11 protein-coding genes are annotated in these 13,643 nt (G+C 71.6%); 3 read left to right on the top strand and 8 right to left on the bottom strand.

The window, feature by feature from the left end:
* Positions 1 to 113 precede the first annotated feature (113 nt).
* From ACFXAZ_RS35650 to ACFXAZ_RS35640, 3 genes are all read right to left on the bottom strand, one after another.
* Positions 114 to 1,442, bottom strand: a complete 1,329-nt coding sequence (locus ACFXAZ_RS35650) for an ABC transporter substrate-binding protein (RefSeq protein ID WP_384599942.1) — start codon at positions 1,440 to 1,442, stop codon at positions 114 to 116.
* Between the two features lie 74 nt (positions 1,443 to 1,516).
* A complete protein-coding gene (locus ACFXAZ_RS35645) occupies positions 1,517 to 3,109 on the bottom strand; it encodes a glycoside hydrolase family 13 protein (RefSeq protein WP_384599923.1) in 1,593 nt (530 codons plus the stop codon).
* Positions 3,110 to 3,385: 276 nt separating this feature from the next.
* Positions 3,386 to 4,657, bottom strand: a complete 1,272-nt coding sequence (locus ACFXAZ_RS35640) for an ABC transporter substrate-binding protein (RefSeq protein WP_384599920.1) — start codon at positions 4,655 to 4,657, stop codon at positions 3,386 to 3,388.
* 182 nt (positions 4,658 to 4,839) lie between these two features.
* Between ACFXAZ_RS35640 and ACFXAZ_RS35635 the strand changes: the two genes are divergently transcribed.
* From ACFXAZ_RS35635 to ACFXAZ_RS35625, 3 genes are read left to right on the top strand one after another with little or no spacing between them, the layout of a single operon-like run.
* Positions 4,840 to 5,355 (top strand): PadR family transcriptional regulator, encoded by a 516-nt coding sequence (locus ACFXAZ_RS35635; protein WP_384599917.1) that lies wholly within the window; start codon positions 4,840 to 4,842, stop codon positions 5,353 to 5,355.
* Between the two features lie 50 nt (positions 5,356 to 5,405).
* Positions 5,406 to 6,152 carry an ABC transporter ATP-binding protein gene (locus ACFXAZ_RS35630; protein ID WP_384599939.1) on the top strand — a complete coding sequence of 249 codons (747 nt, stop codon included), beginning with the start codon at positions 5,406 to 5,408 and terminating at the stop codon, positions 6,150 to 6,152.
* Between the two features lie 4 nt (positions 6,153 to 6,156).
* Entirely contained in the window at positions 6,157 to 8,439 is a 2,283-nt protein-coding gene (locus ACFXAZ_RS35625) for an FtsX-like permease family protein (RefSeq protein WP_384599914.1), read from the top strand.
* Between the two features lie 432 nt (positions 8,440 to 8,871).
* Here ACFXAZ_RS35625 and pgi read toward each other — a convergent pair whose 3' ends face one another.
* The 5 genes from pgi to ACFXAZ_RS35600 form a co-directional block, all read right to left on the bottom strand.
* Entirely contained in the window at positions 8,872 to 10,524 is a 1,653-nt protein-coding gene (gene pgi, locus ACFXAZ_RS35620; protein WP_384599911.1) for a glucose-6-phosphate isomerase, read from the bottom strand.
* Between the two features lie 81 nt (positions 10,525 to 10,605).
* A complete protein-coding gene (locus tag ACFXAZ_RS35615; protein ID WP_003976875.1) occupies positions 10,606 to 10,941 on the bottom strand; it encodes an RNA polymerase-binding protein RbpA in 336 nt (111 codons plus the stop codon).
* Between the two features lie 201 nt (positions 10,942 to 11,142).
* Positions 11,143 to 11,370, bottom strand: a complete 228-nt coding sequence (secG, locus tag ACFXAZ_RS35610) for a preprotein translocase subunit SecG (RefSeq protein WP_384599908.1) — start codon at positions 11,368 to 11,370, stop codon at positions 11,143 to 11,145.
* Between the two features lie 180 nt (positions 11,371 to 11,550).
* Positions 11,551 to 12,327 carry a triose-phosphate isomerase gene (gene tpiA / locus ACFXAZ_RS35605; protein ID WP_384599905.1) on the bottom strand — a complete coding sequence of 259 codons (777 nt, stop codon included), beginning with the start codon at positions 12,325 to 12,327 and terminating at the stop codon, positions 11,551 to 11,553.
* A 6-nt stretch (positions 12,328 to 12,333) separates the two neighbouring features.
* Positions 12,334 to 13,545: a phosphoglycerate kinase gene (locus ACFXAZ_RS35600; RefSeq protein WP_384599902.1), complete on the bottom strand. Its 1,212-nt coding sequence runs from the start codon at positions 13,543 to 13,545 to the stop codon at positions 12,334 to 12,336.
* Between the last annotated feature and the right edge of the window lie 98 nt (positions 13,546 to 13,643).

The following is a 13,643-nucleotide window of genomic DNA, read 5'->3' as shown; positions in this document are numbered from 1 at the left end:
CTGCTCGCCGCCCCGGCCGGGGGGCGGGCCCCGCGGCGGGGCCCGCCGGGCGGGGCCCGGGGCGGTGGCGGGCGGCGGGGTGCCCGCCTCTTTCACGAGGGTGGCGGTCACGATCAGTCCTGGTACGCCTTGGCCGCCGCGGCCTCCAGCTGACCGGCGGTCGCGGACGGGTCGGACGGGTCGCGCAGGAAGTCCTGGAGGATCTTCCACTCGCCCGCGCCCTTGGTGCCGCCGAACGCCGCCGGGGCCTGGTCGGACATGTCGAACCGGACGGCGTCGCCCGCGTCGATCAGGGACTGGGCGGTCGCCCGGGTCACGTCGTCGGGGTAGCCGGCCAGGTCCATGGACTTGTTCGGGGAGAGATAGCCGCCGAGTCCGGCCCAGACGGCCGCCGCCTCCGGGGTCGCCAGCCATTCCACGAAGGCCATGCCGGCCTCCTGGTTCTTGCCCTCCTTGATGACCACGGCCGCGTCGCCGCCGCTGACCACCGGCGGCTCGCCGCCGTCGACGGCCGGGAACGGGAAGAAGTTCGCGTCCTCGCCGATGGTCCTGCCGTACTCGTCCTTGGCGACGGCGGCCACGAAGTCGCCCTCGTAGACCATGCCGGCCTCCGGCTGCGGTCCGAAGACCTTCTCGACCGAGCCGGGGAAGTCGGTGTTCAGGGCGCCGTTCTGGCCGCCCGCGATCAGCTGTTTGTCCTTGAACAGCTCGCCGAGGGTGGTGAGCGCCTCGACGACCGAGGCGTCGGTCCACTTCAGCTCGTGCGCGGCGAGGGCGTCGTACTTCTCGGGCCCGGCCTGGGAGAGATAGATGTTCTCGAACCAGTCGGTGAGGGTCCAGCCGTCCTGGCCGGCGACGGCGAACGCCGCGAGCCCGGAGTCGGAGACGGTCTGCCCGGCCGTGAGCATCTCGTCGTACGTGGTCGGCGACTCGACGCCGGCCTGGGCGAGGGCGTCGGGGCTGTACCAGACGGTGGACTTGTGGGCGGCCTTGAAGTAGACGCCGTAGAGGGAGCCGTCGACGCTGCCGTAGTTCTTCCACACCGGGGCGAAGTTGGCGTCCACCGAGTCCTGGGTGGTCTGGGACAGCTCCTGGAGCCAGCCCTCCTGGGCGAACTGCTGGAGCACACCGACCTGCGGGACCATCACGACGTCCGGGGCGTTGCCGCCCTCGATCTTGCTGCCGACGACGGTGGAGACGTTGTCGCCGGTGGAGACGAACTCGGTCTCGGCGCCGGTCTGCTCGGTGAAGGCGTCCAGCACCTTCTGGAAGTTCTGCTGCTCGGTGCCGGACCAGACCCCGGCGACGGACACGGTCCGGCCGCTGAGCGGCTTGTCGCCGCCCCCGGCGGAGACGTCGCCGTCGCCTCCGCAGGCGGTGAGCGTGACGGCGAGGACGAGGGTGGTGCATCCGGTGAGGAGGGTGGTACGTCGTCGTATCATCATTGATATCCCTTCGGCGGATGAGCGGTTGACGCCGAGTGATCGGCGTCGGACGCCGGGCGGCCAGTGGTGGCTCACTGGTCGCTCAGCCACCAGGCGGCGGTGGAGCCGGGCAGGACGCCTGCCGGGCACGGGCCGCTGGAGAGCAGTGGGGTGCCGGAGACCGGCGCGGGCACGGGTGCGGTGGTGAAGTTCACGGCGCAGATGAGTCCATCGCCCCGTTCGAAGGCGAGGACGCCTCGCTGCCGGTCCAGCCAGCGCAGCTCACCCCTGCCCAACTGGGGCAGCGCGGCGCGCAGCTGGAGTCCGTCGCGGTACAGATGCCAGAAGGAGCTGGTGTCGGCGAGCGCGCGGTCGGTGGCGTACTCGGCGAAGTTGTCCGGCTGTGGCAGCCAGGGCCTGGCGCCCGCCGCCCCGGAGGTGAAGCCGAACGGGCTGGCCTGGCCGGACCAGGGCAGCGGCACCCGGCAGCCGTCACGGATGCGGGCCCGGCTGCCGGTGCGCCGGAAGATCGGGTCGGTGAGCACGTCATCGGGCAGATCGACGACCTCGGGCAGCCCGAGTTCCTCACCCTGGTAGATGTACGCGGCTCCGGGCAGCGCCAGCATCAGCAGCGCGGCGGCGCGGGCGCGGGCGGTGCCCAGGCCGCTGCCCTCGGTGCTGGGTCCGCCGTAGCGGGTGACCGTGCGGACCTGGTCGTGGTTGTTGAGCACCCAGGTGACGGTGGAGCCGGTGCCGGCGATGTCCTGCATGGCCTCGGAGATGACCTTGCGGAAGGAGTCGGCGTCCCAGGAGGCGCCGAGCAGGTCGAAGAAGAACGCCTGGTGGAGTTCGTCGGGGCGGACGTACAGGGCGTGTTCGCGGGCGGTGGGCACGGAGACCTCGCCGACCAGCAGGCGTTCATGCCCGTCGCGCTCGGCGTACTCGTCGCACACCGACCGCCAGTGCCGCCACACGTCGTGCACCTCGGGCTGGTTCCAGGCGAGCGGGTTGACGGAGTCGCGGGTGCGGGCGTCGGCCTCGGGGTCGTCGGAGTCGGGCAGGGCCGGGTGCTTGTAGAGGCCGGCGGCGACATCGATACGGAAGCCGTCGACGCCCTTGTCGAGCCAGAACCGCAGGACGCCCTCGAACTCGGCGGGCACCTCGGGGTTGCGCCAGTTCCAGTCGGGCTGCTCGGGGGTGAACATGTGCAGGTACCACTGGCCGGGGGTGCCGTCGGGCTCGGTGATCCGGGTCCAGGCGGGGCCGCCGAACATGGCGTGCCAGTTGTTGGGCGGCTCGGCGCCGTCCGCGCCCCGGCCGTCGGCGAAGTGGAACCGGGCGCGCTCGGGGCCGCCGGGCGGGGCGGCGAGCGCGTCCCGGAACCAGTGGTGCTCCACGGAGCAGTGATTGGGGACGATGTCCAGCAGGACCTTGATGCCCAGCTTGCGGGCGGCGGACAACAGCAGGTCGAACTCGGCGAGGTCGCCGAAGAGCGGGTCCACGTCCTGGTAGGCGGCGACGTCGTAGCCGTGGTCGTGCTGCGGCGAGGGATAGAACGGGCTGAGCCAGATCCCGTCCACGCCGAGCTTGCGCAGGTAGGGAAGTCCCGCGCGGACTCCGGCCAGATCGCCGATGCCGTCACCCGTGCTGTCCAGGAAACTGCGGACGTACACCTGATAGATCACTGCGTCGCGCCACCAGTGGCGCCCCGTGAGGGTCGGTCGAATCACCCCAGTTGGCCTGTCTGTGCGAGCTGACGTTATGCATACATGTTAAGTAGGCATGTCGTAAGAGTGTCAATGAACGTGCGCAAGCTACTGGGGAGTTGGAGGATGATTGGGGGATGATGTCCCGAAAAATCGGGGCACTCGGAGAGTAGATGAGACCGACGCGTTACCTAACATGTAACTAGGGTTGCGTGGAAGGGACGAAAGAGGGCCGGCGCACGCTCCGGCGCGCATTCAGCGGCTGGAGACCGCCGCCAGCTCGCTCGCCAGCCGCCGTACCGCCGCCGCGGGCGTCTGCCGCCCGGTCAGCGCGTCCCGCACGACGGCCTGCACCACCAGGCTCACCTGGTCGTAGCGCGGGCTCTTGGGACGCGGGGCGGCCGACAGCACGCTCTCGCGCAGGGTCGGCAGATAGGGGAACGCGCGGATCAGCTCCGGGTCCTCGTACAGGTCGGCCCGCACGGGCGGCAGCGCGCCCCGGGTCAGCACCTGGCGCTGGACGCTCTCGCCGGTGAGGTAGGCGATCAGCCGGGCGGCCGTCTCGGGATGGCGGGCGTAGCTGCTGACGGCGAGGTTGGAGCCGCCCAGGACGCTGGTGCCCGGCCCGTCCGGTCCCGGCAGCGGCACCGCGCCGATCTTCCCGGCGACCGGTGAGCCGGGCTCGGCGGCGCCGACGTACGCGTACGGCCAGTTGCGCAGGAAGAGCAGCTCGCCGTTCTGGAACGCCTGCTTGGACTCCTCCTCCTTCCAAGCCAGCGCCTCCTGCGGGATCCAGCCCTCGCCCAGTCCGCGCACCAGGAACCCGATGCCCTCGCGGGCCGCCTCGGAGTTGACGGTGACCCGCTCGCCCTCGTCGCCGAGGATGGTGCCGCCCGCCGAGTACACGGCCTCGGCCGCGTTCACGGTGAGCCCCTCGTAGGGCAGGAACTGGCCCGCGTAGCCGTCGAGCCCGTACTTCGGCGCGACACTCTCGGCGTAGGACTCCAGTTCGGCCCAGGTGCGCGGCGGCGCCAGGCCCTCGCGCTCCAGGATGTCGGCGCGGTAGAGCAGCAGCCCGGCGTTGGTGACGTACGGGACCGCGTACAGCCGGCCGTCGTAGGTCGCGGTGTCGACGACCGGCGGCAGGAAGGTGTCCAGCGGGAACGACTCGCGCGGCAGCGGGCGGATCCAGCCCGCGGCGGCGAACTGGGAGGTCCAGTTGACGTCGATGTTGAGGATGTCGAACCGGCTGCGGTCGCCCGAGCGCAGATCGGTCTGCATCTGCGCGTAGGTCTCGTCGGAGGAGTCCGGCAGTTCGACCAGGGTGATGCGCTCGTCGGGGTGGGCGCGGTTCCAGCCGTCCAGGACCGAGCCCAGATAGCCGGTGAGATCGCCGCCGGTGGCCAGGGTGAGCGGCCCGCGCCCGCCCCCGGGCCCCTCGCCGGCGTGCGCCCCGGAGGCGACATAGCCGGTCAGGACCACGGCGAGGGCGAGCAGCCCCCTACCCGCGGCCCGCGTCCACCGCATAGGTTCCTCCCGTGCGCCCCTCCCGGGCACCGTCGCCCGACGTTGCCATGTATACCCGTTAGGTATGGGCGATACTAGGGCCTGGCGTCGGACGGGAGTCCGACGAGTGGCCCGAGGGCCTGCGGCCCGAGTGGCCCCAGGGCCCGCGGCACATCACCGAGAGGGCGAGGAGGAGAGCACTGGTGCGGCTGCCTCTCCTGGCCCTGCTCGCGCGCGGTCCGGCCCATGGATACGAGCTGAAGCAGGACCTTGAGCAACTACTGGGTGCCGCGTACCCTCAGCCGAACGTCGGCCAGATCTATGTGACCCTCGGCCGCCTCGAAAAGACGGGACTGATCGAGGGCGAGGACGTCGAGCAGGAGGGCCGGCCCAACAAGAAGGTCTACCACCTCACCGAGGCCGGGCGGGAGGCGCTGCGCGTCTGGTACGACGAGGTGTCGGACGAGCCCCGGGTGCGCGACGAGTTCTTCATGAAGCTGGCCCTCGCACCCCGGACCGGCCTCGCCGACCAGATCGCCCTGATCAACAAGCAGCGGCGCCAGTACCTCAACACCATGCGCAGCCTGTCCAAGCTGGCCGCGACCGCGGACCGGGACAATCGCACGGCCCAGTTGCTGATCGAGGGGGCCATGCTGCATCTCCAGGCCGACCTCGACTGGCTGGAGAGGTGCCAGGAAGAACTGGAGGAGCTGGAGTGAGCGACGCCGCCCACGCCGACGCCACCGACCACGCCGCCGACGCCGCTCCCCTGTCCGCGGAACCCGTGCTGCGTGCCGAGGGCCTGGTCAAGACGCATCACGGCGAGGGCGCTCCGGCGCACGCCGTGCGCGGGGTGGATCTGCGGGTCGAGCGGGGCGAGTTCGTCGCGGTCACCGGGCCGTCCGGGGCCGGGAAGTCCACGCTGCTGCATCTGCTGGGCGGGCTCCAGCGGCCGGACGCCGGGCGGATCTGGCTGGACGGCGAGTGCACCGACGCCTACAGCGAGGCCCGCTGGGCCATCCGGCGCCGCAAACGGATCGGGATCGTCTTCCAGTTCTTCAACCTGGTCTCCAATCTGTCCGTCGCCGACAATGTGGAACTGCCCGCGCTGCTCGCCGGGATGACCCCGCGCCAGGCCCGCACCGAGCGGGAGCACCTGCTGGCCGAGCTGGGCCTGGTGGGCAAGGAGCGCGGTATGCCCGGCGAGCTGTCCGGCGGCGAACAGCAGCGGGTCGCACTGGCCCGCGCGCTGGTCAACCGGCCCCCGCTGCTGCTGGCCGACGAGCCCGCGGGCAGCCTGGACAGCAAGGGCACCCGCGAGGTCATCCGGCTGCTGGGCCGCTTCCACCAGCGCGGCCAGACCATCGTGCTGGTCACCCATGACGCCCGCCTCGCCAGCGCCGCCGACCGCGTGATCAGCTTCTTCGACGGCAAGATAGCCGACGACGCCACCCTGGACGGCACCCCGAGAAAACGCGGGACCGGTATATCCGGGGTGCTGGAGCTGAAGGACTGAGCCCGTGCGAGCCATGTTGCGCTGGACGCACTCCGATCTGCGGACGCACCGCGGCGAAGCCCTGTTCCTGGTGCTGGCCACCGCCGGCATCGTCACCTCGCTGCTGCTGGCCGCCGCGCTCTTCGGCTACGCCACCAACCCCTGGCAGCGCACCTTCGCCCAGGCCAACGGCGCCCATGTCTGGCTGCACACCGGCGGCACCGCCGACACCGGCCGGCTCACCGGGCAGGACGGCGTCGAGTCCGTCGCCGGGCCCTACCCGACCGCGTACACCACCGTCGCCTCGCGCGGCGCCCGCGCCTCCGTCGAGCTGCGCGCCATCGACCGGCTGCCCGAGGTCGGCCGCCCGCTGCTCACCGCCGGCCGCTGGCTGGATCCCGCCGACCCCGAGGGCGTGGTCCTGGAGAGCCGGCTGGCCCGCGCCCTGGTCGCCGAGCCCGGCGACACCCTCACGGTCCCCGGCAGCACCCGCACCCTGCGCGTCCTCGGCGTCGCCGACAGCGCCGAGCCCCGCTACCACCCCGGTGAGCGCCCCGGCCTGATCTGGGCACCCCCGGCCGCCGTCCCCGCCCCCGACGGCCAGGCGATCGGCCTGCGCCTGACCGACCCCGAGGACACGGGGTACGCCGTCCAGCGCGCGGTCACCGTGCTGGGCACCGGCGCGATCGGCGAGGTGACCACCTGGGAGCAGGCCCAGTCCGAGGCACAGGGCGACAACCGGCTGCTCGGGCAGGTGCTGGGGCTGTTCGGGCTCGGCGCGCTGTTCGCCGCCGGACTCGCCGTGCACGGCGCGATCAGCACCCGTATCCGCGGCCATCTGCGGGACATCGCCGTCCTCAAGGCGATCGGCTTCACGCCCGCCCAGGTGGTACGGGTCTTCCTGCTCCAGCATCTCGCCTACGCGCTGCTCGGCGCGCTGGTGGCCGCCGCGCTCACCGAGGCGCTCGGCAGCCGCGTCCCGGGGCGGCTCGGGGTCGCGGTCGGGGTGTGGCAGGGGCTGCCCGGGCACACCGTCACGCTGTTCGCGGCGCCCGCGCTGGCGGTGCTGTTCATCGGCGCGACCACCGGGCTCGCCGCCTGGCGTGCGGGGCGGATCCCCCCGGTGCCGGTGCCCCGCCCGGCCGCCCCGGCGGGCGGGCGGCTGTCGCGGGCGGCCCGGCGGGCGCTGGGGCTGCGGCTGCCGCCCGCGCTGGTGCTCGGCTGGCACACGGCGTTCACCCGTCGTCGCCGCTCGCTGGCCACGGTCGGCCGGCTGACCCTGCCGCTGCTGCTGATCGTGGTGGCGATGAGCGCCTGGACCACCATCGACCGCTTCCACGGCGAGCCCGAGAGCGTCGGACTGCCGGCCGCGCTCACCGTCCGCGCCGACGCCACCCTCACCGAGACCGGCACCCGCGCCCTGCTGGGCCGCGACCCGCAGGTCACCGACGCGTACCCGGGTGTGGAGGTGGCCGCGCTGGTCCCCGGCCAGACCGCGACGATCGCCCTGCGGGGCCTGGGCACCCGCGAGGACCCCTACCCGTACACGCTCGCCGAGGGCCGCCGCGCGATCGGCCCGGACGAGGCGGTGGCCGGTCAGGGCCTGCTGGACCTCCTCGATGTCCGGGTGGGCGACTGGGTACGGATGACGGTCGGCGACCAGCCCCAGGTGCTGCACATCGTGGGCCGCAGCATCGAGCCGGAGAACGCCGGCCGGGTGATCACCACCTCGCTGGACACCCTGCGCGAGAACGACCCGGCGCTGCGCCCGACGCTGCACCAGGTGCGGCTGGCGCCCGGCGCCGACCCGGACGTGGTCGCCGCCCGGCTGGCCGACGCCGGGGACGGCCATCTGGAGGTGCACACGGTCACCAGCCCGGTGGACGGTCTCGCCACGCTGCGCGGGGTGGTCCTCGGCCTGATCGCCGTGCTCGCGCTCATAGGGCTGATCGAACTGCTCACCGCGATAGGCGGCACGGTCCGCGAGAGCGAACGCGATCTGCTGGCCCTGAAGGCCATCGGCCTGTCCCCCCGCCAGATCACCGCGATCACGGTCACCGCGACCGGCTGCACGGCCCTGACCGCCGTCCTCCTCGCCACGGGCCTGGGCCTGCCCCTCTCCCACTGGCTGATCGACGCCCAGGGCCGCTCCAGCGGCATCGGCGCGGGCATAGCCGAGGGCCCCCCGCCCCCGTTCCTCCTGCTCCTGGCCGCCGCCGCGGTCCTGGGCGCCCTCGCCCTGGCGGCCCTCCCGGCGGCCCGAGCGGCCCGCCACCGCCTGGCGGACTCCCTCAGCGCGGTCGCCTGAAACCACCCATGTGCTCAGCCCGGCGGGGGCTTCGCGGGGGCGTGGGTCGGTCCGGCGGGCTGACGGCGGGCCGCGTGGCCGGTGGTGCCCGGTAGCCGTGGCGGTGGAGAGGCTGGAGGCGTCGATCAGCCGACGGGTCTGTGGCGGGTGGTTTCAGGCGGCCAGGTTGAGGGAGTTCGGCAGCCGGTGGCGGGCCATGGGGAGGCTGCCGGCGGGATGGGTCCCGGCAGGGGCCTTGTGTGGGGGGGGCGACGGCGGAGCCGACCGGCGGCGGGTTGGCCGTTAGAGGCGGGCCGGTGCCTCCACCGGCCCGCCTCCGCACCGGGACCGAGCCCATTCAGCGCGAGGGCCTCCACCCGGTACCACCGGGAGCACCGGCCAGGCCCGCCCGGGGGGCGGACGACAGGACCTTCCGCCTCCCTCGGGGGGGGATCAGTCGCGCCCGCGCAGCCCCCGGTACGTCGCCACCAGGGCCTTCGTCGACTCGTCCAGGCCGGGGACCTCGGTGCCCTCGGTGAGCGCCGGTTCCACCCGCTTGGCGAGGACCTTGCCCAGCTCGACGCCCCACTGGTCGAAGGAGTCGATGTTCCACACGGCGCCCTGCACGAACACCTTGTGCTCGTACAGCGCGATCAGCTGACCGAGGACGTACGGGGTCAGCTCGCGGGCGAGGATCGTGGTCGTCGGGTGGTTGCCCTTGAACGTCTTGTGGGCGACCAGTTCCTCCGGGACCCCCTCGGCCCGAACCTCCGCGGGCGTCTTGCCGAAGGCCAGCGCCTGGGTCTGGGCGAAGAAATTGGCCATCAGCAGGTCGTGCTGCGCCTTGAGTTCATCGCTCAGCTCGGCCACCGGCTCGGCGAAGCCGATGAAGTCGGCCGGAATCAGCTTGGTTCCCTGGTGGATGAGCTGGTAATACGCGTGCTGCCCGTTGGTGCCCGGCGTGCCCCACACCACCGGGCCCGTCTGCCACGCCACTTCATGCCCGTCACGGTCCACGGACTTGCCGTTGGACTCCATGTCGAGCTGCTGGAGATAGGCGGTGAACTTCGACAGGTAGTGCGAGTAGGGCAGTACGGCATGCGACTGGGCGTCATGGAAATTGCCGTACCAGATGCCCAACAGGCCCAGCAGCAGCGGGAGGTTGGCCTCGGCGGGCGCGGTGCGGAAGTGCTCGTCCATGACGTGGAAGCCGGCGAGCATCTCCCGGAAGCGGTCCGGGCCGATGGCGATCATCAGGGACAGGCCGATGGCCGAGTCGTACGAGTAGCGCCCACCGACCCAGTCCCAGAACTCGAACATGTTGGCGGTGTCGATGCCGAACTCCGCGACCTTGCCCGCGTTCGTGGACAGTGCCACGAAGTGCTTCGCGACGGCGCTGTCGTCACCGAGGGCGGCGAGCAGCCAGGTACGGGCGGAGGTGGCGTTGGTGACCGTCTCGATGGTGGTGAAGGTCTTGGACGCGATGATGAACAGCGTCTCGGCGGGATCCAGGTCACGGGTCGCCTCGTGCAGATCGGCGCCGTCGACGTTGGAGACGAAGCGGACGGTGAGGGCCCGGTCGGTGAAGGCCCGCAGCACCTCGTAGGCCATGGCCGGGCCCAGGTCGGAGCCGCCGATGCCGATATTGACGACGTTCCTGATCCGCTTGCCGGTGTGGCCGGTCCAGGCGCCCGAGCGCACCCGGTCCGCGAAGTCCGCCATCTTGTCCAGGACGGCGTGCACCTGGGGGACGACGTTCTCGCCGTCGACCTCGATCACCGCGTCCCGTGGGGCGCGCAGCGCGGTGTGCAGCACCGCCCGGTCCTCGGTGGTGTTGATCTTCTCGCCGCGGAACATGGCGTCCCGCAGCCCGAAGACATCGGTGGCGGCGGCCAGCTCGCGCAGCAGCCGCAGTGTCTCGTCCGTGACGAGGTGCTTGGAGTAGTCGACGTGGAGATCGCCGACCTGGAGCGTGTAGCCGGTGCCGCGCGCGGGGTCGGCCGCGAAGAGATCCCGCAGATGGGTGTCCGCGAGCTGCTCGCGATGCTTGCTCAGAGCGGTCCACTCGGGCGTCTGGTGAAGGCGGATACGGGCGTCTGCGTTCATGGTCCCAACCTAGCCCAGGCCGGGACCCGCTCCACGCAGCTCCGGCCGGACACCCGTGGGTACCCGGCCGGTCTCGAATCCCTAGATCTCGCCCCGCAGTTTGGCGAGCGCCTCGGCGAGGATCGCCTCGCCGTCCGCGTCGCTGCGCCGCTCCCGTACGTACGCCAGGTGGGTCTTGTACGGCTCGGTGCGCGGCGGGTCCGGCGGGTTGTCCCGGTCCTGCCCGGCCGGGAAGCCGCAGCGCGGGCAGTCCCAGGTCTCGGGCACCTGCGCGTCGCTGGCGAAGCTGGGCTGGGTCTCGTGCCCGTTGGAGCACCAGAAGGAGATGCGCAGCCGGGGCGCGGACTCGCCGCGCTCGGCCTCGCCCATCGGCCCCGCCCCGACCCGGCTTCCTCGGATCGCGTTGCCACTTGCCACGGTCGTAACTCCCTGCGTGATGGTGCCGCGAAGCGAGTCGGCTTCGCTCCGCCGCGAGCGCCTCAGTCTACGTAAGGCCCAACGCGCGTCCAGTGAGAGGAGTTACAGACCCCACACCTAGACGCAAGCCCCATGATAGGCCGCGCTCAGGAGCGCGTACCGAACATGGGGCGTTACGTGGGGATCGGGTTGGCGGCGGGGTCAGTCCAGCTTCATGAGCAGGGCGAGGACGATGATGCTCGCGAGCCACAGCAGACCGACGACCAGGGTGATGCGGTCGAGGTTGCGCTCGGCGACCGAGGAGCCGCCGACGGAGGACTGCATACCGCCACCGAACATGTCGGAGAGGCCGCCGCCCTTCCCCTTGTGCATCAGCACCAGCAGCATCATCAGCAGGCTGAAGACGATCAGGGCGATCGAGAACCCCATAACCACGGCTGGACCAACTTCCTCGGATCTGGATCGACGACGACGGGGGCCGGAGCCCGTCCGGTGAGCCTTGCGTGCTCTCCGGCAAGCCTACGGCCCCCGCAAGGGTACGACGTATCGCCGCTACCGCCTACTCACTGATCGCGCATCGGCGATCACGGACATGAGCGGCGGGAACGGTCACTGATCACGGAACCGGACGATCTTGACGAACTCCTCCGCGTCGAGCGAGGCCCCGCCGACCAGGGCTCCGTCGATGTCGGTCTGCGCCATGATCTCGGCGACGTTCCCGGCCTTGACCGAGCCGCCGTACTGGATCCGGACCGCGTCGGCGACGTCCTGGGAGTACAGCTCGGCGAGCTTGCCGCGGATCGCCCCGCAGACCTCCTGGGCGTCGGCGGCGCCGCAGACCTTGCCGGTGCCGATGGCCCAGACCGGCTCGTAGGCGATCACGATGGTCTCGGCCTGCTCGGCGGTGACGTCCTTCAGGCCGCCCTCGACCTGGGCGAGGGTGTGGGCGACATGGTTGCCCGCCTCGCGGACGTCGAGTTCCTCGCCGACGCACAGGATCGGGGTGAGGCCGTGCTTGTGGGCGGCCTTGACCTTGGCGTTGACGATCTCGTCGGTCTCGGCGTGGTACTGCCGGCGCTCGGAGTGACCGATCGCGACGTAGGTGCACTTCAGCTTGGCGAGCATCGGGCCGGAGATCTCGCCGGTGTAGGCGCCGGAGTCGTGTGCCGAGATGTCCTGGGCGCCGTACCTGATCTTCAGCTTGTCGCCGTCGACCAGGGTCTGTACGGAGCGCAGGTCGGTGAAGGGCGGCAGGACGGCGACCTCGACGGCCTCGTAGTCCTTGTCGGCGAGGGCGAAGGCGAGCTTCTGGACGTGGGCGATGGCCTCCAGGTGGTTGAGGTTCATCTTCCAGTTGCCCGCCATCAGCGGCGTACGGGTGGTCATGCGGGGTCAGTCCTCCAGTGCGGCGAGGCCGGGGAGCGTCTTGCCCTCAAGGTATTCGAGGGAGGCGCCGCCACCGGTCGAGATGTGACCGAATGCGCTCTCGTCGAAGCCCAGGGTGCGTACGGCCGCGGCGGAGTCGCCGCCGCCGACCACGGTGAAGCCCGGGGAGTCGAGAAGGGCCTGGGCGACCGCCTTGGTGCCCTCGGCGTAGTCGGGGTGCTCGAAGACGCCCATGGGGCCGTTCCAGAAGACGGTGGCGGCGTCGGCGAGTTTCGAGGCGTACAGCTTGCGGGTCTCCGGGCCGATGTCCAGGCCCATGGCGTCGGCGGGGACGGCGTCCGCGGCGACGGTGTCGGGGTGCGTGGGGGCCTTGGCCGACAGGTCGGGGAAGGCGCGGGAGACCAGGGTGTCGACCGGCAGGACCAGTTCGACGCCGGTCTTCGCGGCGCGCTCGATGTACTCCAGGACCGCCGGGAGCTGGTCCTCCTGGACCAGCGACGTGCCGATCTCGTGGCCCTGGGCCTTGAGGAAGGTGTAGGCCATGCCGCCGCCGATCAGGATGCGGTCGGCCTTGCCGAGCAGTTCGTCGATCACGGCGAGCTTGTCGGAGACCTTGGCGCCGCCGAGCACGACGACGTAGGGGCGCTTGACGTCCTCGGTGAGCTTCTTCAGGACGCCGACCTCGGTGGCGATGAGGTGGCCCGCGTAGTGCGGCAGCCGGGCGGGGAGGTCGTAGACGGAGGCGTGCCTGCGGTGGACCGCGCCGAAGCCGTCGCCGACGTAGACGTCCGCGAGGGCGGCGAGGCGGTCGGCGAACTCGCCGCGCTCGGTCTCGTCCTTGGCCGTCTCACCGGGGTTGAAGCGCAGGTTCTCGATCACCGCGACCTGGCCGGGCTGGAGGCCGTTCACCGCGTCGTGGGCGGCGGGGCCCACGGTGTCCTGGGCGAACGCGACCGGGGCGCCGAGCAGTTCGGCGAGCCGCTCGGCGGCCTGGAGCAGGGAGAACTTCAGGTCCTGGGGCCCCTTGGGACGGCCCAGATGGGAGGCGACGACCACCTTGGCGCCCGCGTCGGCCAGCGCCTTGACGGTCGGGAGCACGGCCCGGATGCGGCCGTCGTCGGTGATGAGGCCGTCCGCCATCGGCACATTGAGGTCGGCGCGGACGAAGACCCGCTTGCCGTCCACGCCGTCGGCGAGAAGTTCGTCGATCGTCTTCATGGAGGTACTCACTCCTGGTCAGGGTCTCTTGATCGTAGGAGAGCTGATCGGTCCGTACGCGGGCCGGGTCGTCCGCACGTGCGTCAGGGATCGGGCGG

This window comes from Streptomyces sp. NPDC059477, assembly GCF_042749375.1.
GTDB lineage: Bacteria > Actinomycetota > Actinomycetes > Streptomycetales > Streptomycetaceae > Streptomyces.
This window is presented reverse-complemented; position numbering and strand designations above follow the sequence as displayed.

What these genes read in the sequence shown, in the direction of transcription:
- ACFXAZ_RS35650 (WP_384599942.1), bottom strand. Translation starts at nt 1,442, where the DNA reads ATGATACGACGACGTACCACCCTCCTCACCGGATGCACCACCCTCGTC.
- ACFXAZ_RS35640 (WP_384599920.1), bottom strand. Translation starts at nt 4,657, where the DNA reads ATGCGGTGGACGCGGGCCGCGGGTAGGGGGCTGCTCGCCCTCGCCGTG.
- pgi (WP_384599911.1), bottom strand. Translation starts at nt 10,524, where the DNA reads ATGAACGCAGACGCCCGTATCCGCCTTCACCAGACGCCCGAGTGGACC.
- secG (WP_384599908.1), bottom strand. Translation starts at nt 11,370, where the DNA reads ATGGGGTTCTCGATCGCCCTGATCGTCTTCAGCCTGCTGATGATGCTG.
- tpiA (WP_384599905.1), bottom strand. Translation starts at nt 12,327, where the DNA reads ATGACCACCCGTACGCCGCTGATGGCGGGCAACTGGAAGATGAACCTC.
- ACFXAZ_RS35600 (WP_384599902.1), bottom strand. Translation starts at nt 13,545, where the DNA reads ATGAAGACGATCGACGAACTTCTCGCCGACGGCGTGGACGGCAAGCGG.